The organism is Salinibacterium sp. ZJ450, assembly GCF_011751885.2.
Lineage (GTDB): Bacteria > Actinomycetota > Actinomycetes > Actinomycetales > Microbacteriaceae > Ruicaihuangia.
In genome coordinates this window covers 2,286,079-2,308,204 of sequence record NZ_CP061771.1, presented here as the reverse complement: position 1 = coordinate 2,308,204, position 22,126 = coordinate 2,286,079, and the positions used below count along the sequence as shown (strand labels likewise).

Sequence of the window (22,126 nt, the reverse complement as noted above, 5' to 3'; positions counted from 1 at the left end):
GCGCATGGCGAAGACGGCGGTCCATTTCGGTGCGGGAAACATCGGGAGGGGGTTCGTCGCACAGTTCCTCCACGCCTCCGGCTACGAGGTCGTCTTCGCCGATGTGAGCGATGAGCTCATCATGGCGCTGCAGTCGCAGCCCAGCTACCAGGTGCACGAGGTGGGCGAGGGTGCCCAGGTCCGCACCGTCGACGGCTATCGTGCGATCAACAGCCGCAGCCACGAGGCCGACGTCATCGCCGAGATCGCGTCGGCGGACATCGTCACCACCGCGGTCGGCGCCCGCGTGCTGCCGTTCGTGGCGCCGCTGATCGCGGCGGGCATCGCCGCCCGCACCGGCGGTGCACCGCTGGCCGTGATCGCCTGCGAGAACGCGATCAACGCCACCGATACCCTCGCCGGCGACGTGCACCGGCTGAACCCCGCCCAGAACGCGGTCTTCGCGAACTGCGCCATCGACCGCATCGTGCCGGAGCAGCGCGGCGGCGGCCTCGACGTCACGCTCGAGTCGTTCTTCGAGTGGGTGATCGACCGCACACCGTTCCACGGCTCCGAGCCCGACCTGTTCGGGGTGACCTGGGTCGATGACCTCACCCCGTTCATCGAGCGCAAGCTGTTCACGGTCAACACCGGGCACGCCACCGCGGCCTACCACGGCCATCTGCAGGGCATTGCGACCATCCGCGAGGTGCTCGGCACGCCGGCGCTGCAGGCGGAGGTGCGGGCGGTGCTGGCCGAGACCAAGACGCTGCTCGTGGCCAAGCACGGTTTCACCGACGACGAGCAGCAGGCGTACATCGAGAAGACCCTGGCGCGCATCTCGAACGAGCACCTGCCAGACACCTGCGAGCGGGTGGGCCGCAACCCGCTGCGCAAGCTGAGCCGCCACGAGCGCTTCATCGGCCCCGCCGCGCAACTCGCCGAGCGCGGCGAGCAGACGCCCGCGCTGTTGCGGGCGATCGACGCGGCGCTGCAGTTCGATGTGCCAGACGACGCGGAGAGCGTCGAACTGCGCGCGCTGCTGGCAAGCGACCGGAGCCCCGCCGAGCTCGTCGTCGAGATCACCGGCCTCGAGCAGGAGCATCCGCTGTTCGCGCCGGTCGTCGGCCTGATGCAGGACAGCGTCACCCGCACCGTCTCGAAGGGCACGGTCTCGAAGGGCATGACCGACGGTTAGGCTCGAAGCATGAGCACCGAACCCGACGAGGAAGCCCTCAGTTGGGCAGGCGACTCGCAGCTTGACCTCCCGCCGCGTGCGGGAGCGGCGTCCGGCGACGAGTCGGACGAGGTGGCAGAGGACGCCACCCAGGGCTCCGACGCCCGCCCGGTGACCGGTTCCGTGCTGCTCGTGGTCTACGGCATCATCGGCGGCATCTACCTGCTGTACACCGTGGGCTGGGTGATCGCGATCACCCGCGACCCGTTCAGCATGGCGACCCTGTTCGCCGAGATCATGTCGCAGTTCGGCGAGTTCCTCGCCATCGCCGCGCCCGCCGTCTGGATGGCGACCACCTTCCTGCTCACTCGCGGCCGCTCGACGGTGACGCGGCTGGGCTGGCTGCTCGCCGGCGTGGTGCTGCTGGTGCCCGTTCCACTGGTACTGGGGGGATTCTAAGAATGTCGGATGTCGCTAACCCTGCCGTCACGGAGCGCGCCCGCCCGTCGTGGCCGGGGCTGTCGCTGCTGATCCTCTTCGGGCTGCTCTACGCCTACGACCTGTGGGAAGCAATCGAGACCCTGGTGGTCGCGCCGGGCACGTTCACGAGCGTCGGCGCGCCGGTGCCGTGGACCGCGTTCATCGCCAACACCGTGGCGCCGGTCGCCGCGTTCGCGCTCGCCGCGGTGCTCGGTCGCCGCAGGCCGCTGCTGCAGAAGGCTGCCTTGCTGGTCGGCGGACTCTGCCTGGTGGCGGTGCTCAGCCTCAGCCTCACCGCGTACGTGCGAGCCGGCGGTCTCTAGCCCGGTAAACTGCGTCAGGTTCCCACCCCTCTCGCAAAAAGGACACCGTCGTGGCAAAGCCGATCGTGCTGATCGCAGAAGAACTCTCGCCCGCTACCGTTGAGGCCCTCGGCCCCGACTTCGAAGTCCGTTCCGTTGACGGAACCGATCGACCGGCCCTGCTCTCGGCGCTCGCCGACGCCAGCGCCATCCTGGTGCGCTCCGCCACCCAGGTGGACGCCGAAGCCATCGCCGCGGCCCCGCAGCTCAAGGTGATCGCCCGTGCCGGGGTTGGCCTGGACAACGTGGACATCAAGGCCGCGACATCCGCCGGTGTCATGGTTGTCAACGCACCCACCTCCAACGTGGTGAGCGCCGCCGAACTGGCGATCGGCCACCTGCTGTCGCTGGCCCGGTTCATCCCCGACGCCAACCACTCGGCGAAGAAGGGGGAGTGGAAGCGCTCCAAGTTCACCGGTGTCGAGATGTACGAGAAGACCATCGGCGTCGTCGGCCTCGGCCGCATCGGCACCCTGGTGGCGCAGCGTCTCGCCGGATTCGGCGCGAACCTGGTCGCCTACGACCCCTACGTGACGCCAGCGCGCGCCCAGCAGCTCGGTGTCACCCTGCTGAGCCTCGACGAGCTGATGGAGCAGGCCGACTTCATCACCATCCACATCCCGAAGACGCCCGAGACCACCGGCCTGATCGGCGCGGACGAGTTCGCCAAGGCGAAGCCCACCCTGCGCATCGTGAACGCCAGCCGTGGCGGCATCATCGACGAAGACGCGCTGTATGCGGCGCTCAAGTCGAACCGCATCGCCGGTGCCGGCCTCGACGTGTTCGTGAACGAGCCGCCGAAGAACTCGCCGCTGCTCGAGCTCGACAACATCATCCTTACCCCGCACCTCGGTGCCTCCACCGACGAGGCGCAGGAGAAGGCCGGTGTGTCGGTTGCGAAGTCGGTGCGGCTGGCGCTCGGCGGCGAACTCGTTCCGGATGCCGTGAACGTTGCCGGTGGCGTCATTGACCAGTCGGTGCGCCCCGGCATCCCGCTGATGGAGCGGCTCGGCCAGGTGTTCAGCGGACTGGTCGACAGCCCGCTGACCAGCGTTGACGTCGAGGTGCGCGGCGAGATCGCCGAGTTCGACGTGAGCGTGCTGAAGCTCGCCGCGCTGAAGGGCATCTTCCTGAACATCGTCAGCGAGCAGGTCAGCTACGTGAACGCGCCGCTGCTCGCCGAGCAGCGCGGCATCGAGGTGCGCCTGATCACCGAGTCGGCCAGCGAGGAGTACCGCAACCTGCTCACCATTCGCGGTGCGCTGAGCGACGGCTCGCAGATCTCGGTGTCTGGCACGCTGACCGGCACGAAGCAGATCGAGAAGATCGTCGAGATCAACGGCTACGACGTCGAGGTGCCGATGTCCAAGCACCTGATCGTGATGCTCTACACCGACCGTCCCGGCATCGTCGCAATCTACGGCAAGGAGTTCGGCGAGGCGCAGGTCAACATCGCCGGCATGCAGATCGCCCGCCACGAGGCCGGCGGCAAGGCGCTCAGCGTGCTCGTCGTGGACTCTAAGGTTCCCGAGAGCCTGCTGACCAAGGTTGCGGTGGCCATCGATGCCGACCTGCTGAAGGAAATCGACGTCGTCGACTAGTCATTGATTCCGCAGAAGAGGCCCATGTCCGGTTTGGACATGGGCCTCATCTGCGGAATGGGGGAGCCGCGCTACTTCCAGAACACCGCGATCACGATGTTCGCGATGGTCAGCAGGCCGATCGTGCCGAGGATCGGCACCGCCACGGGGTCCTTCTTGCGGTTGATCCAGGCCAGCACGTAGATCACGAGCACAATCACCAGCTTCACGGCGATCTTGATGTTGTCGACCTCACCGAGGTCACCCATCTGGATGACGCCCACCAGCAGCACCCCGGTGACCAGCTGGGTGAGCGCGCCATGCAGGATCGCCGGGTTGATGCGCACCGCGCCGGTCTTGAAGCCCGACATCTGGGTGAGGAACCCGCCGAGCAGCGAGGCGAGACCGATGAAGTGCAGCACGAGCAGGATGTTGCTAAGTATTTCCATGAGTCCAGCTTATTGACGTTGGCTCAGCCTGTGAGCCCGGGGCTCGAGGCCCGGGCTACATCCCGGCCCGCGCGCGCGTCCCTGAGTTGCAGTCGGCTGGCAGCCCGCGAATCCCGCGCTTCTCAGTTGCTTTCGCGCCTGAACAATCGCGAGCGCACGCGACTGCGGGCAGCGAGCGTTTCCCGTGCGTGCGCGACTGCACCTGCGGCCCGCGCGCGCGGGCCGCAATGCCGTTCGGAACGCCGACCGCCCCGGGAACAGCAAAGCCGGGCCGCGTGAGCGGCCCGGCCTCGGGTGAAGTGCGCGATCGGTTACAGCGGATCGCTGAGGTTCTCGCGACGCGTCACCTGCTCGCCGCTCGCGGGGTCAACCGCGGAGCGGGTGGTGCTGATGGACTGGCGACGGCGCGCCAGAAGGACGATCCCGATGATCACCGTGATCACGCCCGCGGCCATCAAGATCCAGCCGACGGTCGACAGTGCGATCCAGTCGAATTCGACGTTGACGGCGAATGCCAAGATCGCGCCGACAACAAACAGGAAGACTCCAAATCCAATACTCATGGTGCAGCGTCCCTCCAATTTCCGGTGGTCGTGCCACCAGCGAGGATCTCTCGCCGGGGCTGCCACGGCACAAGCATAGTGACAACGACCCCCGTACGGGGGGTTAATTCGTACCCCCTCCGGTGGGGACTACCCTTTAGCCATGTCTCGAACCATTGATCTCGCAGTGATTCCCGGCGACGGAATCGGCCCGGAAGTCATCTCAGAAGCCCTCAAGGTGCTGCACGCCGCCGTGCCAGAGGACGTCACGGTGGACGTCACCGAGTACCCCTTCGGGGCTGCCCACTACCTGGCAACTGGCGAAATCCTCACCGACGACAGCCTGGCCGCGCTGAAGAAGCACGAAGCGATTCTGCTCGGCGCCGTCGGCGGTGACCCGCGCGACCCACGCCTTGCTGGCGGCATCATCGAGCGCGGACTGCTGCTGAAGCTCCGCTTCGCCCTGGACCACTACGTGAACCTGCGCCCCACCACCCTGTTCCCGGGCGTGTCGTCGCCGCTCGCCACACCGGGCGCGGTCGACTTTGTCGTGGTGCGTGAGGGCACAGAGGGCCCGTACGTGGGCAACGGCGGCGCCATCCGTGTCGGAACGCCGCACGAGGTGGCCAACGAGGTGAGCGTCAACACGGCATTCGGGGTGGAGCGCGTGGTGCGCTTCGCGTTCGAGACGGCGAACCGGCGCCCTGCCAAGAAGTTGACCCTGGTGCACAAGACCAACGTGCTCGTGCACGCGGGCGGACTCTGGCAGCGCACCGTCGACGCCGTGGCCGCCGAATACCCGGACGTCGCGGTCGACTACCTGCACATCGACGCGGTGACGATTTTTCTGGTCACGAATCCGGGTAGATTTGACACCATCGTCACGGACAACCTCTTCGGCGACATCATCACAGACCTGGCAGGCGCAATCAGCGGCGGCATCGGTCTGGCAGCCTCAGGCAACATCAACCCGGATGGCGCCTTCCCCAGCATGTTTGAGCCGGTTCACGGTTCCGCGCCCGACATTGCCGGCCAGCAGAAGGCTGACCCGACCGCAGCGATCCTCTCGGTCGCGCTGCTGCTCGAGAACCTCGGACTCGCGGATGCCGCAGCCCGAGTGAGCGCGTCGGTGACCGACGACCTGGCCGCGCGCGGCAGCGAGGCTCGGTCGACCGCACAGGTCGGCGACGCCATCGCGGCAGCGGTCGCCCGCACCTCGGCTCACGCCGTGACACAGAAGTAAGCACTACACAAAGGACACCCATGGACGCCCCCATCGCCTCAGCCACAGATCTCGAGTTCGCCGTGACGAAGAACCTCGCCGCGAAGGGTGCCGCCGAACGGGCCGCGATCCTTGCCGACCCCGGGTTCGGCACGCACTTCACCGACCACATGGTCGATATCTGCTGGTCGGCGAAGGGCGGATGGCACCGTCCCCGCGTGCAGCCGTACGGGCCGATCTCGCTCGACCCTGCCGCCGCGGTACTGCACTACGGCCAGGAGATCTTCGAGGGGATGAAGGCCTACCGCCACGCGGACGGGTCGATCTGGACCTTCCGCCCGGAGGCGAACGCCGCCCGCTTCAACCGGTCGGCTCGCCGGCTCGCGCTGCCGGAGCTGCCCGAGGAGTACTTCATCGACGCGATCAAGCAGCTGATCGCCGTGGACGGCGACTGGGTGCCCGACGCCCCGGACACCAGCCTGTACCTGCGCCCGTTCATGTTCGCCAAGGAGGCGTTCCTCGGGGTTCGCCCGGCGAACAAGGTAGCGTTCTACGTGATCGCCAGCCCGGCCGGCGCCTACTTCCACGGCGGCGTTGCCCCGGTGTCGATCTGGCTGTCCACCACGTTCTCCCGCGCTGGCCGCGGCGGCACCGGAGCCGCGAAGACCGGCGGCAACTACGCCGCGTCGTTGCTGCCCCAGGCCGAGGCGTACGAGCAGGGCTGCGACCAGGTGCTGTTCCTCGATGACGTCGAGCACAAGTACATCGAAGAGCTCGGTGGCATGAACATCGTGTTCGTCTACAAGGACGGCACCCTGGTCACGCCGGAGTCGGAGAGCATCCTCGACGGTGTCACCCGCAACTCGATCCTGCAGCTGGCCACCGACCGCGGCTACACGGTTGAGCGCCGCAAGATCGCGATCGACGAGTGGAAGTCGGGAGTGGAGTCCGGCGACATCGTCGAGGTCTTTGCCTGCGGTACCGCAGCGGTCGTGTCGCCGATCGCGATGCTGAAGACCGCCGACTACGAGATCGGCTCCGCCGACGCTGCCCCCGGTGAACTGACGATGTCGCTGCGCCAGGAGCTCACCGACATCCAGTACGGGCGGGTCGAAGACCGCCACGGCTGGCTGACGCGCCTCGACGCCTAAGCGGTCGTCCAGCCGATAAACTGAAAGCTGACGTAAAAACAACTTGTCGCGCGTGTCGCGACCGATGGGGCAATTGTGAAGATCGCGCGATTCAGTAAGGACGGCGACCCGCGTTTCGGGATCCTCGACGGCGACGAGCTGGTGGTACTGACCGGCGACCCGATGTTCTCGGGGTACGAGACCACGGGGGAGCGGGTTCCCCTCGCTGACGCGAAACTGCTGGCACCGGTCATCCCGCGCTCGAAGGTGGTCTGCGTTGGCCTGAACTACGCCGAGCACCGCTCGGAGATGGCGATCGACGCCCCCACCAGCCCGCTGATCTTCCTCAAGCCGAACACATCGATCATCGGGCCGGGCGAGGCCATCCAGATTCCCCCAGTGGAGGGACGGATCGTGCACGAGGGTGAGCTGGCCGTGGTGATCGGCAAGATCGCCAAGCAGGTCAAGGCCGAGAACGCCCTGGACTACGTCTTCGGCTACACCATCGCGAACGACGTCTCGGCTCGCGACCAGATGTTCGCCGACGGACAGTGGGCGCGGGCGAAGGGGTACGACACGTTCTGCCCGATCGGTCCGGTGATCGAGACCGAGCTCGACACCAGCGACCTCGAGATCACCACCCACGTGGACGGCGAACTACGCCGGCACGGACGCACGTCCGACCTGCTGCACAAGGTGCCAGAGCTGATCGAATACATTTCGGATGTCTGGACCTTGCTGCCGGGCGACCTGATCCTGACCGGCACGCCCGCCGGCCTCGGCGGTTTCGTCGACGGCCAGACCGTGTCGATCACGATCGACGGCATCGGCACGCTGGAGAACCCGGCGAGAAACCGGTAGCGATCCCGCTCCACATGCGCGCCACACTCCCCGGTCTCGCCGCCGCCGCAGTAGCGGCCGCGGCGGCCTGGGCCGTGCACGCCGCGGTCCCCGCGATCCCGCTGCTGACGGCATCCGTCGTGCTCGGCATCCTCGCCGGCCAGCTGCCTGCGCTGCGCCCCGCGCTCGACGGCCCGCTCAGCACGGGCCTCTCGCTCGCCTCGAAGCGGCTGATGCGGATCGGCATCGTGCTGCTCGGCCTGAAGCTGAGCCTCGGCGACATCGCCGAGCTCGGCTGGCTGGCGATTGCCTTGGTGGTGCTGATCGTGCTGATCACGTTCGGCCTCACCTGGCTGCTCGGTCGGCTCTTGCGGCTGCCCGGGCACGAGCCGCTGCTGGTCGCGGCGGGGTTCTCGATCTGCGGTGCCTCCGCGATCGGAGCCGTGGCGTCGGTCACCCGCAGCAAGCCGGCGGAACAGGCCACCCCGGTTGCCCTGGTCACCCTGTTCGGCACGCTCGCCATCGCCGTGCTGCCGGTGTTGCAGCATCCGCTCGGCCTCGGAAGTGAGCAGTTCGGCGCCTGGGTCGGCGCCAGCGTGCACGATGTCGGCCAGGTGGTCGCCACGGCGCAGACCGCAGGGTCGGCCGCCCTCGCGGTGGCGATCGTCGTCAAGCTGACCCGAGTGCTGATGCTCGCACCGCTCACCGCGGCGGTGTCGCTGGCTGTGCGTCGCCGCGGTGGCGGGGGAGCGTTGCCTCCGATCGTGCCGTTGTTCGTGGCCGGCTTCATCGCGGCGGTGCTGGTGCGCAGCTGGCTGCCGGTTCCCGAGCTCGTGCTGCTGGGCGCCGATCTGCTGCAGACGGTACTGCTGGCGATGGCCCTGTTCGCGCTCGGCGCGGCGATCCGGTTCGAGAAGCTCGCGCGCTCCGGCTGGCGGGCCGCGGTCGTGGGCCTCGCCTCGTGGGTGGCGATCGCCGGCATGGCCCTGGTCGCGGTGCAGACCGCGGGCGGGTAGCGGGCCCGCGACGCTGCCCGCTAGCCGCGCCTAGGAAGTCCGCAGGCGGGCGATGTGCGCGTCGATGCCGTCGAGGATGCGGTCGAGGCCGAACTGCGTCATCTCGGGTGGGAAGTCGACGTCACTCGGCTGGGTGAACACTCCGGATGCCGCCAGCTTCGCGAGCGCCGGAAAGCGCTCGGCGGTGACCAGCAGCCCGAGCGCGGCCGCGTACTGCTGCCCTGCCTCGTCGGGGGTGAGCCCGCTCTGCGCGCGCCCCTGCGTGAGCTGCGCCGCGAGCATCGCCTCGTTCCGCGCGTAGCCACTGAGCAGCAGGATCGTCGCGAGCTTCTCCTGGGGCACCAGCGGCGTCTGCTCCAGCGCGGAGAGGCCGAGCTCCATCACCGCAAGGTTGTTCGGCAGCACCGGGGCGCCGGTGATCGGCAGTTCCAACACCCAGGGGTGGTCGCGGTAGTGCGCGATGATGGCCCGCGTCCAGACGGCGAGCCCCGCCCGCCACCCTGAGCCGGCGGCCAGCGCGGGGGGCAGCTCGATTGCGGCGTCGGCCATCAGCCGCAGCAGCTCGTCCTTCGACTCGACGTAACGGTAGAGCGACATCGAAGTGAACCCGAGCCGCTTCGCGACGCTCGCCATCGAGATCGCCGCCAGCCCCTGCTCGTCGGCCAGTTCGATCCCCGCTTGCAGGATCCGGTGGATGCTGAGGCCCGGCTTCGGGCCGCGAGTCGCCGCGGCGTCCAGCCCCCACGCGACGCGGAGTTCGTGCGGGAGCTGCTGCGTATCGGTCACGTCCCCAGTTTTCCACAGGTCGTTCGGGTGACGGCGGTTGACGACATCCGGATAACTGTGTATAACATAAACCGTTGTGTGTACGTCATAAACAGTTAGGGAGAGACCAGAGATGGCGATCATCGAATTGAGCGGGGTGACCAAGGCGTTCGGACGGAACGAGGTGCTCGCCGGCGTCGACCTCGAGGTGGAGCGCGGCACCGTGTTCGCGCTGCTCGGGCCGAACGGAGCGGGCAAGACCACCACCGTGAACATCATGTCGACGCTCGTGCGACCGGATGCCGGAACCGTGCAGGTGAACGGTCACGATGTGCTGACGGATGCCGCGGGCGTGCGCCGCTCGATCAGCCTCACCGGGCAGTTCGCCGCGGTCGACGGGCTGCTCACCGCCCGGGAGAACCTGGTGATGATGGGCCGGCTGAACCGGTTGTCCGGGCGCGCGGCCCGCGACCGCGCCGCGGAGTTACTCGCCCAGTTCGACCTCGTCGGCGCCCAGGACCGGCGGGTGTCCACGTACTCCGGCGGCATGCGCCGGCGGCTCGACATTGCGATCAGCCTGATCGCGGCGCCACCGGTGGTGTTCCTCGACGAGCCGACCACCGGGCTGGACCCGCGCAGCCGGCAGGACGTCTGGGAGACCGTGGAAGAACTCGTCGGCGACGGCACCACCGTGCTGCTCACCACGCAGTACCTCGAGGAGGCCGATCGCCTCGCCGACCGGATCGCGGTCATCGACCAGGGCCGGATCATCGCCGAGGGCACCGCGGGCGAGCTGAAGTCCCGGGTCGGTGCCGACCAGGTCGAGGTGACCTGGCTGGACGGTTCGACCGAGCGGATCCCGACCGACGGCAGCATCGGCGAACTCCGCGGCATCCTGGACCAACTCGAGACGCGCGGTCTGGGCATCGCCGACATTGGTATCCGCAAGCCCACCCTGGACGACGTCTTCCTCGCCCTCACCGACAGCCGCGCACCCGCGCCCGCCACCGAACTCGAAGGAGCCCTGGCATGAGCATCGCCAGCATCGCCGCCGACAGCGGCACCATGATCACCCGCAGCGTGCGGCATACGTTGCGCAACTTCGACGCACTGCTGATCAGCGTGATCCTGCCGGTCATGCTGTTGCTGATCTTCACCTACGTCTTCGGCGGGGCGATCAGCCCGGACACTGAGTACATCAACTACGTCGTGCCCGGCATCATCCTGCTCTGCGGCGGCTACAGCGCGTCGATGACCGCGATCTCGGTGACCAAGGACATGACCGAGGGCATCGTCGACCGGTTCCGCACGATGAGCATGGCGGCATCGGCGGTGCTCACTGGACATGTCACCGCGAGCGTGCTGCGCAACTTCGCCTCGACGGGGATCGTGATGGGCCTGGCGGTAGTGCTCGGCTTCCGGCCGACCGGCGGCCCGCTCGAGTGGCTGGGCGCGCTCGGCGTGCTCGCGCTGTTCATCCTCGCCATGTCCTGGCTCGCCGCGATGTTCGGCCTGATCGCGAAGAGCGTCGAGGCGGCGTCGGGCTTCAGCTTCGGCATCCTGTTCCTGCCCTATGTCTCGAGCGCGTTCGTGCCGGTCGAGACGCTGCCCGAGTGGCTGCGGCCGATCGCCGAGCACCAGCCGATCACGCCGGTGAACGAGACGGTGCGCGGGCTGCTGTTCGGGCTGCCGATCGGGGACTACCTGCTGCCGGCGGTGCTCTGGTGCCTCGGCATCATGCTGGTCGCGGTCGTCGCCTCGGTGCTGCTCTGGCGCAAGTCGGCGCGGCGGTAGCTCACCAGCACCGAGCACCGTTTGTGCGCGCAGAACGGCGCTATGCGTCCCCGCATAATGCCTCATTGCGCGCACAAACGGCGTCGCTCGCGCCCGGTTGCGGTAGCGTGCATTGCACAGTAGCTTGTGATGCATGACAGCGGATGTCGGCACCCAACTGCGCAAGGGAGTGGTGGAGTACTGCGTACTCGGCCTGCTCGCGCGGGAGCCGATGTACGGCTGGCAACTGGCCGAGCCGCTCACCGCCCACGGCATGATCGCCAGCATCGGCACGCTGTACCCGGTGCTGGGCCGACTGCGTGAGAAGGGGCTGGTGAGCTCGTTCGATCGGGATTCCGATTCCGGGCCGGTGCGCAAGTACTACCGCTTGACGAGTGCCGGCAGCCAGCAGCTCGAGCTGTTCCGGCAGCAGTGGGCGCCGTTCACCGACACCGTTACCAACCTGGTCGGAGGGACCGATGGCTGACACACACTCCACCCCGCAGGTGGTCCGCAGTTACGTCGCGCAACTCGAAGCGGCGCTCGTTGGCGTTCCCGAATCAGTGGCCCGCGACATCCGCGCCGGCGTCGAAGAAGAACTGACCGGGCTGGATGCCGCCGCCGCAGCCGCGCGGATCGAGGAACTCGGTGATCCCGCGTTCATCGCCGCAGAAGCGCGGGCTGAGGCTGGCGTGGCCGACAGCCCCGTGCCTGGCACCGCCACCGCCACGCAGACGGCCGCAGCAGACTCCGCGGCTGGCAGCGACTCGCGCGGCTACGCCCTGGTCGCCGCGCTGCTGGTCGCGCTCGGAGGCGTCGTCGTGCCCGTGGTCGGGTGGATCGTCGGCATCGCGATGGTGTGGATGTCGCGCACCTGGACGCTCGGCGAAAAGTGGGTTGCGACCCTCACCGGCCCGCTCTCGGTTGTTGTGGCGGCGGGTGTTGCCGCAACTGTGTCGCTGACCCGCGACCAAGTTGGGTTCACTGACTCCGTCGAGCCCGGCGACCCGATCATGCCGACTCTCTTCGACGTGTGGCTGTCCTCTGCCCTCCTCCTCGTCGCCGTCAACGTCGTCGTCGGCATCTGGCTGCTCTGGCGGGCACACCGCCGTCGCTGAGCAGCGGCGCTTCTTCTCCTCGACCCGTCTTCGGTCTCCCACGAACCAGCTCCCACGCGTATGGCACGTCGAGCTGCTGCTCTGAGCCCCGCGACATCCGTTCGCCCGCCGGTAGGATTGCACCGATGTCTGCTTCCTTCTCCACCGCCACTGGTTCCGATGTTCGCGTGCGTTTCTGCCCGTCTCCGACCGGCACTCCGCACGTCGGACTCATCCGCACCGCCCTGTTCAACTGGGCGTACGCCCGGCACACCGGCGGCAAGATGATCTTCCGTATCGAAGACACCGACGCCGCCCGCGACAGTGAGGAGAGCTACCTACAGCTGCTCGACGCGCTGCGCTGGCTCGGTATGGACTGGGACGAGGGCATCGACGTCGGCGGTCCGCACGGCCCGTACCGGCAGTCGCAGCGGCAGGATGTCTACGCCGAGGTGATCGAGAAGCTGAAGGCCACCGGCCTGCTCTACGAATCCTTCGCCACCGCGGAGGAGATCGAGGCCCGCAACCTCGCGAACGGCCGCGACCCCAAGCAGGGCTACGACAACTTCGAGCGCGAGCTCAGCGACGAGCGGAAGGCCGCACACCGCGCGGAAGGCCGCCACCCGGCGCTGCGGCTGCGGGTGCCGGACACCGACCTCTCCTTCACCGACCTGGTGCGCGGCGAGATCACCTTCCCGGCGGGCAGCTTCACCGACTTCGTGGTGGTGCGGCCGAACGGCATCCCGCTGTACACCTTCGTGAACCCGGTCGATGACGCGCTGATGGGCATCACCCACGTGCTCCGCGGCGAAGACCTGCTGTCGTCGACCCCGCGTCAGATCGCGCTGTACAGCGCCCTGATCGAGGTGGGCGTCGCCGAGTCCATCCCGCAGTTCGGCCACCTGCCCTACGTGATGGGGGAGGGCAACAAGAAGCTCTCCAAGCGTGACCCGCAGGCGAACCTGTTCCACCACCGCGACCGCGGCTTCATCCCCGAGGGTCTGCTCAACTACCTCGCGCTGCTTGGCTGGGGCATCTCTGCCGACCGCGACGTGTTCAGCGTCGACGAGATGATCGCCGCGTTCGACGTCGAGGACGTCAACCCGAACCCCGCCCGCTTCGACCAGAAGAAGGCAGAGTCGATCAACGGCGACCACATCCGGATGCTGGAAGCCTCCGACTTCGCCGAACGTCTGCTGCCCTACCTGACCGACATCGTCGACAGCGGTTCCGACCGGGTGCTGCTCGCCAAGGCCGCGCCGCTGATCCAGGAGCGCATCCAGGTGCTCAGCGAGGCGCGCGGCATGCTCGGCTTCCTGTTCACCGCGGATGACGCGATCAGCTACGACGACGACGCGCTGAAGGGCCTCGGCGACGATCCGGCAGCCACGGTCGCGGCATCCGTCACCGCCCTGTCGGCAGTCGAGGACTGGAGCACCGAGTCGATCGAGGCCGCGTTGCGCACCGCACTCGTCGACGGGCTCGGGCTCAAGCCGCGGCTCGCGTTCGGCCCGGTGCGTACCGGCATCTCCGGACGCCGGGTCAGCCCGCCGCTGTTCGAATCCATGGAACTGCTCGGCAAGGAATCGTCGCTCGCGCGTCTGACGAGTTTCAAGGACACCCTGTGAGTGAGGAGTACGACGTTGTCGTCATCGGGGCGGGTCCGGCTGGTCTCTCTGCGTCGCTCAACCTGGTGCGCGCCCGACGCCGCGTGCTGCTGCTCGACAGCAACCGGCCGCGGCACTCCGCGACGCTGGTCTCGCACGGCTTCCTGACCCGCGACAACACCCCGCCCGCCGAGCTGCGCCGGCTCGGCCGCGAGGAGTACCTCGCCTACCCGGAGGCCGAGCACCAGCTGGCCAGGGTGGAGTCGGTCACCGCGCTTGAGGAGCCGGGGGAGCACGTCTACTCCAGCGACACTCACACCACCGGTTCGACCGGGTTGTTCGAGATCACCGCGAAGGGCATCAACGGCCAGTCCGACCGCACCGTGCGCACGAAGACGGTGTTGCTCGCGACCGGGCTGAAGGAGACGCTGCCGAAGTTGCCCAGCATCCGCTCCTTCTATGGGATGGGGCTGTTCAGCTGCGTGGCCTGCGACGGCTATGAATACAGCGACCGGCCGATCGCGCTGATCGGCGAGGAGAGCGACATTGCCTGGCGGGCGCTGCTGATCGCGCAGTGGAGTCACCACCTCACCGTGTTCACCAACGGCGCCGACGCCATCACCGAGGGCCAGGCCGAGCTGCTCGCCGACCGGGGCGTGCGGATCGAGCGGCGCAGGATCGCGGATGTCGAGGGCGACCGTAGCGGCGTCAGCGGCATCCGTCTGGTGGATGGCGAGACCGTGCCGGTCGTCGGCGGCTTCGTGCGGCCCCGCTGGGACGCCCACCTCGAGTTCGTGTCCACGATGGAGCTGGAGACCGACGGCTGGGGCCTCGTTTCCATCGACCGCGATGGTCGCACCAGCCACGCCGGCGTCTATGCCGCGGGCGACATCACCTCGCCGGGACCGCAGCAGCTCATCGTCGCCGCCGGTGCCGGGGGACGCGTCGCGGCAACGATCAACCGCGACCTGATCGGTATTCCGACGGCCCACCGCCGCTAGCAGCGGCTGGCTCCGCGACATCCGTCACAGGCGTTCGTCGAGAACTTTCTCCATGGAATCAAAGAAGCCGTTGTAGCCGATCACCGTCAGCTCGACCTGTTCGTCGGTGAGGTGATCGCGACTTTGCACCAGCGTCATTCTGGTGCCGCCCGGGACCTTGGCGAACTCGACGGTCACTGGGGCGCCGGCGGGCTCGGAGGGCTCATCGGTGATCGTGAAGGCGAGGCGCTCGGGCGGCTCGACCTCGGTGTACTCGCCGACCCAATGGATCTGATTGCCGTCGGGAAGGCGCATCACCGCGGTCCAGCTGCCGCCGACGCGCACGTCCATAGACAGCGTCTCAAGCGGCACGTCGATCGCGTCGGTGCCGAACCAGATCGAGAAGTATTCCGGCCGGGTCCACGCCTCGTAGACGTACTCGCGGGGTGCGTCGAAGGTGCGGGTGATCATCAGTCCATCAGTCATGTCGTTCTCCAGACGGCGGGCAGGGTTCACCGAGTCAAACAGCCGAGGGGTCGGCGCACAACCCGATTGTTGCCGTCGGTTCGAGTCATTTTCGCTGAGGGTTGAGCGCGCTCTGCCGCCGGTCGAGCCGCGCTCTGCCGCCGGTCGAGCTTGTCGAGGCCCCTCCGTGTCCTGAACCACCTCGGGAATGGGGTAAAGTGGTCTCTCGGTGCCGCCGCAAGGCGGGACAACACCATGGGGTATGGTGTAATTGGCAACACGGCTGATTCTGGTTCAGTTGTTCTTGGTTCGAGTCCAGGTACCCCAGCTTTAACCCCTGAGTTTCCGCGGGAAACCAGGGGTTTCGTGTTCCCACACACGCTGCTCGAGACCAAAAGTGCCACTTTGGGTGCCACAAACGCCTCGCGGACGTCGTTCCGACGACGGCGGCCACGGCTGGCCCACCCGACTACGCGTTGCTGCGGCCGAGTACGGGGTGCCGCGTCGTACCTGTCTGTCATGTCGGACGAGGACGCGCAGATCATGACCGGGCAGCAGGTCGCAGACCTGTTGCAGGTCTCGCCGCGCACGCTCGAGGAGTGGCGGCAGACGCGCACCGGGCCACCGTGGCGACGAGTGGGGCGTCACGTCCGGTATCTGTGGCGCGAGGTGCTCGCCTGGTTTGAGGGACTGGATCCTCAACTCGGAAACAGCTTCCGTGGCCATGCCGGCGTAGAACGCGTCGTCGCTGTTCTTCACAGTGACAAATGTCTGCTGAAAACTGTTGACAGTTTGGGCGATATCGGTTTCACTGGTGCAAACCACTTCAACGAAGAAGGAAAAATTCTATGCATGAGAACTCCAAGGTTCGGCTGGCGGAACAGACCGAGAGAATTTCCCCTCGCGTCATCATCGCCGGCGCGGTCGGTTCGATCGTCGAGTACTTCGACTTCGCCGTCTACGGTTACGTTGCCACCATCCTCGCCGTGCAATTCTTCGCCAGCGGCGACCCGGTCGCATCCCTGCTCGCTACGCTCGCTACCTTTGCGGTCGCTTTCGTGCTGCGGCCCGTCGGCGCTCTCCTCTTCGGCCATTTCGGTGACCGGTTCGGCCGGAAGAACGCGCTGGCAGCAACGATAATCCTGATGGCCATCGCCAGCGGCCTGATCGGCATCCTCCCCAGCTATGCCGCGATTGGACTTGGTGCGACCCTCCTGCTGGTACTGGCTCGCTGCCTTCAAGGACTCGCGGCTGGCGGCGAACTCGGCGGTGCGGCATCATTCGTCGCCGAGAAGTCCCCGAACGCCAAGCGCGGACTGCTCACCTCCACCACACAGATGGGTGCTCTCGCCGGCTCCCTCCTGGCATCAGTCACTGTCGCATTGCTGAACCTCACACTCGGTGCTGAGGTCATGGCGGACTGGGGTTGGCGGATTCCGTTCCTCATCGCAATCCCGATCGGTCTGTTCGGTCTCTGGATCCGGAACGGACTTGAGGAGAGCGAAGAGTTCCAGGCTGCGAAAGCGACCATCGCACAGGTCAAGCAAGCGCCCGTACGGATCATGTTCGCGCGGTACCCGAAGGCTCTCCTCCGCGTCGTCGCCCTCTCGATCCTTCTCTTCTCCGCCTACTACGTCGCGTATGTCTACGTGAACATCCACATGCAGACGGTCCTCGGTTTCGATTCGAACTTCGCCTACATGTCGACAACCCTGACGCTGTTGGTCTCCGTCATTGCCATGCCGTTGTTCGGGGCACTCTCCGACAAGATCGGCCGCAAGCCCCTGTTCGTCGGCGCAAGCGTCGCCGCGCTCGTGCTCGCTGTGCCGGCGTTCCTGCTCTTCGAACAGGGTGGGGCGGTAGCTGTCCTCGCACACATCGTCTTGGGGCTGGTGGACTCCGCATTGATGGGTGTGGCACTCTCCACCTATGCCGAAATGTTCCCCACTGAGATCCGCTACACCGGGATCGCGTTCGGGTTCAGTGTGGGAGCCGCGCTCGCCGGTGGCACCGCACCGTACATCTGCACGTGGCTGGTAGACGCCACAGGCAACCCGCTCGCCCCAGCGTTCTTCCTCATCTTCACCGCGCTGATCACCCTTGTCCCCGCCTTGCGTCTGACTGAGACCAAGGGAATCGAATTGAGCCACGTGAAATGAACGCCTACGCAGAACCAGCCGGCTCTTCAAGCGTCGTCCAACGCGGAGCGACGGTGTCGCGCCAGACGGAATCCATCCTGCGAGAGATGGTCCTGAACGGGACCCTTGCCCCCGGTGAGCGTCTCAACGAGGTGACCATCGCCGACAGGCTCGGGGTCAGCCGTGGCCCACTGCGTGAAGCGATCCAGAAGCTCGCCGGAGAAGGCCTGCTCCAGCTGGAAAGCCACCGTGGCGCGTTCGTTCGCAAGTACGAGCCGCGGGAGATCATCGAGACCTACGAGATGAGGATCGCGCTTGAGCTTTATGCCGTACGGCTTGTGATTGAGCGCGCCAGCGACGATGACCTGGAGGCTCTCGGCATCCTGTTGGCGGAAAGCTCCGCTGCTGCCGAGGAAGCCAGAGCCGGTGGTGGGACTCCGGCGCCCGGCCCGTACGTCGCTGAGCTGGACTTCCACCAGCGGATGGTGAGCCTGTCGGAGAACTCGGCGATTGTCGCGGCATCCCTCGAGGTGAACCACCGGCTCTTCCTCGCCCTCACTCACACGGAGCGTTCGCAGGTCAGACGCCAGCACTCGAGCAGCGAGCACCAGGAGGTTCTCGCGGCCGTCCGTCGGCGAGACACGGCCACCGCCACCGCACTGCTGGAGGATCACCTGGAGATCTCCATGCAGAACACGCTGGCTGTGCTCGGCCTCGACCCGCTCGAATACCCACAGGCCCACGGTCCCGCCGTCCACGGCTCCAAGAACGTTTTGAAAACAGAGGTGTGAACATTGTCGAATTTTGAACTGTGCCTGCGCGGGGGCAAGGCCATGCTGCCTGGTATCGGGCTGACGGATGCCGACATCTATGTCAAGGCTGGAAAGATCGCTGCGATCGGTTCCCCGGGCGCTCCGATGGACGCCCACGAAATCGTCGACGCCTCGGGGCGATGGATCTTCCCCGGGGTCATCGACGCGCACGTGCACCTCGGACAGGACATCTCGGCGCCGAAAACCGTCGATGACGCCGAGAAGGAATCCGCCTCCGCAGCCGCGGGCGGCGTTACCACGATGATCGCCTATCTGATGAGCCCGGAGCCGTACGAGAACGTCTTCCCGGACGCTCGCGCCGTCATGGAAGCGAACTCGCACACCGACTTCGGCTTCCACTTCTGTGTCGTCACGCCGGAGCAGGTCGCGAACATTCCCTCGTACGCAGAGGATCTTGGCGTATCGAGCTACAAGGTCTTCACGAACTTCCGGGGGAATGAAGGCGCCTACCTTGGCCTGCCCGGCAACGACGACGCCTTCCTGTTCGACGCCCTTGAAGCGGCAGCGCACGCCGGCGGCATGATCGCGCAGCATGCCGAGAACATCGAACTTGTGTGGCGTCTGCGCGAGAAAACCGAGCAGAAGCCCGACGCCGGCCTGGCCGAGTGGAACGCCATCCGCCCGCCATACGTTGAGGCAGAAGCCGAGGGACGGGTCGGATACCTCGCCAGTGTCACCGGCGCCTCCGCGTACGCCGTGCACGTGACCAGTCCCGAATCCCTCGCAGCAATCCGTCGGCAGAAGTTGCACTACTCAAACCTGTTCGTGGAGACCTGCCCGCACTACCTGACCCTCAACATCGAGTCCGGCGTCGGGTCCCGGGGTAAGGTCAACCCGCCGCTGCGTACCGCGGACGCAAATGAGGCGCTGTGGGATGCCATCGCCGAGAACCAGATCGACGTGCTCGGATCCGATCACGTCCCCCGCCACTTCAGTGCCAAGGACAAGGACATCTGGAGCGCGTCGGCAGGTTTCCCGGGAACAGGCACGATGTTCCCGCTCTTCCTCTCCGAGGCGCTTCGCCGTGGCATCCCGCTGGAGACGGTCGTCAGCATGACCTCGACGCGACCCGCGCAACTCTTCGGCATGGGCGACCGCAAGGGCGAACTGACTGTGGGATATGACGCCGATCTCGTCGTCATCGACCCGTCAACGCCGTTCCCGATCGCGGCAGAAACTCAACGATCGGGCGCCGCGTACAGCGTGTGGGAAGGCTGGAACTCCGACGTCAGCATCGATCACACCATCGTCCAGGGCCGTTTCGCCGTTCAGAACGGTGAGCTCACCTCCAGCACGGGCGAATACGTTCCCCGCAGGCACAGCGGTCGCCAGGCGCTCGATGACCTGCTCAAGCGAACCGAAACCACATCGACAGGAGCAAGCAAATGACTGTTGTGACCCAGCCCTGGGCGGGAGTCATCACCAACGACGACGAACGGCGCTACGAAGCAGCCGGGTTCGGCCAGCCGGTGGGCATCGGTTCGAGGCCCGCCCTGCTGGTGATCGATGCACAGTATCGAACCGTCGGTATGGAACCGAAGCCGTTCTTCCAGTCCGTGGAAGAAGAGTTCACTACGAGCTGCGGAGACACCGGCTGGGATGCTCTCGCCAACGTCGCGAAGCTGCTTCCGTTATTCCGCAGTAACGGCTGGCCAGTTCTCTACCCGCACGTCGCACCCAAGCAATCCTTCGACCAGGGTCGACTCGGCGCCAAGGTGCCCGGGATCATGAACATCGCCGAGGAAGGATATCGATTCGTCGACATCATCGCTCCGGAAGAAGGAGAGATCCTCCTGCCGAAGCGCCACCCCAGCGCCTTCTTCGGAACCCCGCTCCTCAGCTTTCTGATCGAGCGACAGATCGACACGCTCGTCGTCACCGGCGCGACAACGAGTGGATGTGTTCGCGGCACCGTCGTCGACGGTTTCTCCTACAACTTCCGGGTCCTCGTGCCGCATGACGCGGTGTACGACCGCACCGAGACGGTGCACAAAGTGAATCTCTTCGACATGGCGCAGAAGTATGCGGATGTCGCCTCAACGAACGACATCCTGGCCGAGCTGGCCACGATCGAGCAGCGCTAGCGCGCCTGGAAGGAACAGACGTGACCGCGAATCCGACCACTCCCACCCTCAACGATTCCTACGACCTCGTCGTCGTCGGTGCGGGCGCTTGCGGCATGGTGGCTGCGCTAGCCGCCAGCGACGCCGGCAAATCGGTGCTCGTCCTCGAGAAGCTGGAGACTCCCGGAGGAAACAGCACCCTGAGCACGGGGTCCGTCCCCGGCGCGAACACACGATTCCAACGCGAGGCGGGAATCGAGGACAGCCCGGAAAAAATGATTCACGACCTGTTGCAGACTAGCGGGTCGCACGAAGCAGAAAACCTGGTGCGGCTCATGGCCGAGGCATCGGCGGAAATCGTCGAATGGCTGGTAGACCGCCACGACATTGGGCTGTACCTGATCACCGACTACAAGCACGTCGGCCACTCGGTTCCTCGCCTGCATGCGCCGGCGGACCGCAACGGCGCGAATCTCACGGCCGACCTGCAGCGAGCATGCGAGCGTGCCGGGGTGAGCATCCTGACCCGAACTCCCGTCGTTGGTCTCTTGCACGAGGACGGCGCGGTGACGGGCGTCACCGCTGAGCTGTCGAACGGACAGAGGCAGGACATTCCTGCTCGGGCCGTACTACTGGCGTCAAACGGGTTCGGCGCCAACCGCGCCATGCTGGAGCGCTGGATCCCTGAGATGGTCGGCACCGTCTACCACGGCGCTCCCGGCTCAACCGGTGAGGGCATCGAATGGGCCGAACAGCTTGGCGCCGCGCTGGCGAACGTGCGTGCTTATCAGGCGTACGCTGCTGTCGCGACCGATGCCGGTGACATCCTGTCCTGGACCACCGTCGAACTCGGGGCCATCATCGTCGGCCCGGAGGGCACACGCCTGGGGGATGAGTCTGTCGGCTACTCCGCCTTCGCCGAGGTTGTCGCACGCCAGACTCCGTACAGCTTCACGATCATGGACAAGCGCATCTTCGACTACGTTGCGCGCAACGAGCCGCGCTTCGTGAAAATCATCAATCTGGACTGTGTGCAGGAGGCTCCGGATACTGCTGCCCTGGCCGCGTACATCGGCTGTGACGAAGTGACCCTGTCGGCGACTCTCGACACAGCCAGCGCCGCCGCAGCAGGCACAGCGGCCGACCAGTTCGGACGCACCGACTTCGGTCAGGGTGCGCTCGAGCCACCGTACTTCGTCTGCAAGACCCATCCCGCCATGTTCCACACGCAGGGCGGAGTCGCCATCGACACCCACGCTCGCGTCGTCACCCCAGAGGGAAGACCCATTCGCGGTCTCTACGCCGGCGGCGGCGTTGCTGCGGGGATCTCCGGGCAGGCCGGGGCCGACGGCTATGCCTCGGGGAACGGACTGTCCACGGCTATTGGGTTGGGTTACGCGGCGGGACGCCACGTCGGTTCGCGCGAAGAATGATCGTCCTCTAACGGAGGTTTAGGTGGGATGTGACTCATTGAGCGCAGTCGTGAGGCGTTCACTGGCTCTTCCAGGTGTCTGCGAAGGCAGTCGACGGCTCCATCGTCATCGCCCGCGGCGATTCGGACCAGGATTTTGTGGTGCTCGGCCGCAATCTGATCGACTCCGAGCGGGCGGCTGCCCAAGCTTCTCGCT

The 22,126-nt window shown here is 66.6% G+C and carries 23 protein-coding genes, 1 tRNA gene and 2 pseudogenes; 21 read left to right on the top strand and 5 right to left on the bottom strand.

The features are described from left to right. Positions 1-4: 4 nt before the first annotated feature. From HCT51_RS11100 to serA, 4 genes are read left to right on the top strand one after another with little or no spacing between them, the layout of a single operon-like run. Positions 5-1,177 carry a mannitol-1-phosphate 5-dehydrogenase gene (locus tag HCT51_RS11100; protein WP_166874037.1) on the top strand — a complete coding sequence of 391 codons (1,173 nt, stop codon included), beginning with the start codon at positions 5-7 and terminating at the stop codon, positions 1,175-1,177. Between the two features lie 9 nt (positions 1,178-1,186). After that, positions 1,187-1,615 carry a hypothetical protein gene (locus tag HCT51_RS11095; RefSeq protein ID WP_166874034.1) on the top strand — a complete coding sequence of 143 codons (429 nt, stop codon included), beginning with the start codon at positions 1,187-1,189 and terminating at the stop codon, positions 1,613-1,615. A 2-nt stretch (positions 1,616-1,617) separates the two neighbouring features. Beyond that, a complete protein-coding gene (locus tag HCT51_RS11090) occupies positions 1,618-1,959 on the top strand; it encodes a hypothetical protein (RefSeq protein WP_166874031.1) in 342 nt (113 codons plus the stop codon). 50 nt (positions 1,960-2,009) lie between these two features. Next, entirely contained in the window at positions 2,010-3,599 is a 1,590-nt protein-coding gene (serA, locus tag HCT51_RS11085) for a phosphoglycerate dehydrogenase (RefSeq protein WP_166874028.1), read from the top strand. Between the two features lie 71 nt (positions 3,600-3,670). Here the strand turns inward: serA and HCT51_RS11080 are convergent, their stop codons facing one another. Continuing rightward, a complete protein-coding gene (locus HCT51_RS11080; protein ID WP_166874025.1) occupies positions 3,671-4,027 on the bottom strand; it encodes a hypothetical protein in 357 nt (118 codons plus the stop codon). A 311-nt stretch (positions 4,028-4,338) separates the two neighbouring features. Further along, on the bottom strand, positions 4,339-4,590 hold the full coding sequence (locus HCT51_RS11075; RefSeq protein ID WP_166874022.1) for a DUF6458 family protein: 252 nt from the start codon (positions 4,588-4,590) through the stop codon (positions 4,339-4,341). 142 nt (positions 4,591-4,732) lie between these two features. Here HCT51_RS11075 and HCT51_RS11070 point away from each other — a divergent pair, with 142 nt between their 5' ends. The 4 genes from HCT51_RS11070 (at position 4,733) to HCT51_RS11055 (ending at position 8,777) form a co-directional block, all read left to right on the top strand. Then, a complete protein-coding gene (locus HCT51_RS11070; protein WP_166874019.1) occupies positions 4,733-5,812 on the top strand; it encodes a 3-isopropylmalate dehydrogenase in 1,080 nt (359 codons plus the stop codon). A gap of 20 nt (positions 5,813-5,832) precedes the next feature. After that, positions 5,833-6,942, top strand: a complete 1,110-nt coding sequence (locus tag HCT51_RS11065; RefSeq protein ID WP_166874016.1) for a branched-chain amino acid aminotransferase — start codon at positions 5,833-5,835, stop codon at positions 6,940-6,942. A 75-nt stretch (positions 6,943-7,017) separates the two neighbouring features. Further along, positions 7,018-7,782: a fumarylacetoacetate hydrolase family protein gene (locus HCT51_RS11060; protein WP_166874013.1), complete on the top strand. Its 765-nt coding sequence runs from the start codon at positions 7,018-7,020 to the stop codon at positions 7,780-7,782. Between the two features lie 14 nt (positions 7,783-7,796). Continuing rightward, positions 7,797-8,777 (top strand): YeiH family protein, encoded by a 981-nt coding sequence (locus HCT51_RS11055; RefSeq protein ID WP_166874010.1) that lies wholly within the window; start codon positions 7,797-7,799, stop codon positions 8,775-8,777. A 30-nt stretch (positions 8,778-8,807) separates the two neighbouring features. On the opposite strand, the gene HCT51_RS11050 is transcribed toward HCT51_RS11055, so the two are convergent. Beyond that, the gene (locus tag HCT51_RS11050) at positions 8,808-9,563 is read right to left on the bottom strand and encodes a TetR/AcrR family transcriptional regulator (protein WP_166874007.1); all 756 of its coding nucleotides are present in this window, start codon (positions 9,561-9,563) and stop codon (positions 8,808-8,810) included. 112 nt (positions 9,564-9,675) lie between these two features. Between HCT51_RS11050 and HCT51_RS11045 the strand changes: the two genes are divergently transcribed. The 6 genes from HCT51_RS11045 (at position 9,676) to HCT51_RS11020 (ending at position 15,020) form a co-directional block, all read left to right on the top strand. After that, positions 9,676-10,575 carry an ATP-binding cassette domain-containing protein gene (locus HCT51_RS11045; protein WP_166874004.1) on the top strand — a complete coding sequence of 300 codons (900 nt, stop codon included), beginning with the start codon at positions 9,676-9,678 and terminating at the stop codon, positions 10,573-10,575. After that, positions 10,572-11,336 (top strand): ABC transporter permease, encoded by a 765-nt coding sequence (locus tag HCT51_RS11040; protein ID WP_166874001.1) that lies wholly within the window; start codon positions 10,572-10,574, stop codon positions 11,334-11,336. The genes HCT51_RS11045 and HCT51_RS11040 overlap by 4 nt, the downstream gene beginning before the upstream one ends. A gap of 133 nt (positions 11,337-11,469) precedes the next feature. After that, positions 11,470-11,802 (top strand): PadR family transcriptional regulator, encoded by a 333-nt coding sequence (locus tag HCT51_RS11035; RefSeq protein ID WP_166873998.1) that lies wholly within the window; start codon positions 11,470-11,472, stop codon positions 11,800-11,802. Then, positions 11,795-12,433 (top strand): HAAS signaling domain-containing protein, encoded by a 639-nt coding sequence (locus HCT51_RS11030; RefSeq protein ID WP_166873995.1) that lies wholly within the window; start codon positions 11,795-11,797, stop codon positions 12,431-12,433. Before HCT51_RS11035 ends, HCT51_RS11030 begins: the two co-directional genes overlap by 8 nt. A gap of 125 nt (positions 12,434-12,558) precedes the next feature. Next, positions 12,559-14,040, top strand: coding sequence for a glutamate--tRNA ligase (gltX, locus tag HCT51_RS11025; protein WP_166873993.1), 1,482 nt, complete (start codon positions 12,559-12,561; stop codon positions 14,038-14,040). After that, a complete protein-coding gene (locus HCT51_RS11020; protein WP_166873990.1) occupies positions 14,037-15,020 on the top strand; it encodes an NAD(P)/FAD-dependent oxidoreductase in 984 nt (327 codons plus the stop codon). The genes gltX and HCT51_RS11020 overlap by 4 nt, the downstream gene beginning before the upstream one ends. 24 nt (positions 15,021-15,044) lie before the next feature. On the opposite strand, the gene HCT51_RS11015 is transcribed toward HCT51_RS11020, so the two are convergent. Then, entirely contained in the window at positions 15,045-15,485 is a 441-nt protein-coding gene (locus tag HCT51_RS11015; RefSeq protein ID WP_166873987.1) for an SRPBCC family protein, read from the bottom strand. Between the two features lie 235 nt (positions 15,486-15,720). Here HCT51_RS11015 and HCT51_RS11010 point away from each other — a divergent pair. The 7 genes and pseudogenes from HCT51_RS11010 (at position 15,721) to HCT51_RS10980 (ending at position 21,931) form a co-directional block, all read left to right on the top strand. Next, a tRNA-Gln gene (locus HCT51_RS11010) sits at positions 15,721-15,792 on the top strand. 191 nt (positions 15,793-15,983) lie between these two features. Further along, positions 15,984-16,142: pseudogene (locus HCT51_RS11005) on the top strand (helix-turn-helix transcriptional regulator); the annotation flags it as partial. 170 nt (positions 16,143-16,312) lie between these two features. Further along, positions 16,313-17,623, top strand: coding sequence for an MFS transporter (locus HCT51_RS11000; protein WP_166873984.1), 1,311 nt, complete (start codon positions 16,313-16,315; stop codon positions 17,621-17,623). Next, positions 17,620-18,393: a GntR family transcriptional regulator gene (locus HCT51_RS10995; RefSeq protein WP_224760455.1), complete on the top strand. Its 774-nt coding sequence runs from the start codon at positions 17,620-17,622 to the stop codon at positions 18,391-18,393. The genes HCT51_RS11000 and HCT51_RS10995 overlap by 4 nt, the downstream gene beginning before the upstream one ends. A gap of 3 nt (positions 18,394-18,396) precedes the next feature. After that, positions 18,397-19,824, top strand: a complete 1,428-nt coding sequence (locus tag HCT51_RS10990) for a dihydroorotase (RefSeq protein WP_166873977.1) — start codon at positions 18,397-18,399, stop codon at positions 19,822-19,824. Beyond that, positions 19,821-20,519: an isochorismatase family protein gene (locus tag HCT51_RS10985; RefSeq protein WP_166873973.1), complete on the top strand. Its 699-nt coding sequence runs from the start codon at positions 19,821-19,823 to the stop codon at positions 20,517-20,519. The genes HCT51_RS10990 and HCT51_RS10985 overlap by 4 nt, the downstream gene beginning before the upstream one ends. Before the next feature lie 20 nt (positions 20,520-20,539). Continuing rightward, positions 20,540-21,931, top strand: a complete 1,392-nt coding sequence (locus tag HCT51_RS10980) for an FAD-dependent oxidoreductase (RefSeq protein WP_224760454.1) — start codon at positions 20,540-20,542, stop codon at positions 21,929-21,931. Here HCT51_RS10980 and HCT51_RS19000 read toward each other — a convergent pair. After that, positions 21,892-22,119: pseudogene (locus tag HCT51_RS19000) on the bottom strand (FCD domain-containing protein); the annotation flags it as partial. The gene HCT51_RS10980 and the pseudogene HCT51_RS19000 overlap by 40 nt on opposite strands. Positions 22,120-22,126: the final 7 nt, after the last annotated feature.

Bases quoted from the DNA above. Each gene is read 5' to 3' on its own strand.
- HCT51_RS10985 (WP_166873973.1), top strand. From the start codon at position 19,821: ATGACTGTTGTGACCCAGCCCTGGGCGGGAGTCATCACCAACGACGAC.
- HCT51_RS11090 (WP_166874031.1), top strand. From the start codon at position 1,618: ATGTCGGATGTCGCTAACCCTGCCGTCACGGAGCGCGCCCGCCCGTCG.
- HCT51_RS11040 (WP_166874001.1), top strand. From the start codon at position 10,572: ATGAGCATCGCCAGCATCGCCGCCGACAGCGGCACCATGATCACCCGC.
- HCT51_RS11035 (WP_166873998.1), top strand. From the start codon at position 11,470: ATGACAGCGGATGTCGGCACCCAACTGCGCAAGGGAGTGGTGGAGTAC.
- HCT51_RS10995 (WP_224760455.1), top strand. From the start codon at position 17,620: ATGAACGCCTACGCAGAACCAGCCGGCTCTTCAAGCGTCGTCCAACGC.
- HCT51_RS11070 (WP_166874019.1), top strand. From the start codon at position 4,733: ATGTCTCGAACCATTGATCTCGCAGTGATTCCCGGCGACGGAATCGGC.
- HCT51_RS11000 (WP_166873984.1), top strand. From the start codon at position 16,313: ATGCATGAGAACTCCAAGGTTCGGCTGGCGGAACAGACCGAGAGAATT.
- HCT51_RS11100 (WP_166874037.1), top strand. From the start codon at position 5: ATGGCGAAGACGGCGGTCCATTTCGGTGCGGGAAACATCGGGAGGGGG.
- HCT51_RS11015 (WP_166873987.1), bottom strand. From the start codon at position 15,485: ATGACTGATGGACTGATGATCACCCGCACCTTCGACGCACCCCGCGAG.
- HCT51_RS11095 (WP_166874034.1), top strand. From the start codon at position 1,187: ATGAGCACCGAACCCGACGAGGAAGCCCTCAGTTGGGCAGGCGACTCG.
- HCT51_RS11065 (WP_166874016.1), top strand. From the start codon at position 5,833: ATGGACGCCCCCATCGCCTCAGCCACAGATCTCGAGTTCGCCGTGACG.
- HCT51_RS11045 (WP_166874004.1), top strand. From the start codon at position 9,676: ATGGCGATCATCGAATTGAGCGGGGTGACCAAGGCGTTCGGACGGAAC.
- HCT51_RS11055 (WP_166874010.1), top strand. From the start codon at position 7,797: ATGCGCGCCACACTCCCCGGTCTCGCCGCCGCCGCAGTAGCGGCCGCG.
- HCT51_RS11080 (WP_166874025.1), bottom strand. From the start codon at position 4,027: ATGGAAATACTTAGCAACATCCTGCTCGTGCTGCACTTCATCGGTCTC.
- HCT51_RS11075 (WP_166874022.1), bottom strand. From the start codon at position 4,590: ATGAGTATTGGATTTGGAGTCTTCCTGTTTGTTGTCGGCGCGATCTTG.
- gltX (WP_166873993.1), top strand. From the start codon at position 12,559: ATGTCTGCTTCCTTCTCCACCGCCACTGGTTCCGATGTTCGCGTGCGT.
- HCT51_RS11030 (WP_166873995.1), top strand. From the start codon at position 11,795: ATGGCTGACACACACTCCACCCCGCAGGTGGTCCGCAGTTACGTCGCG.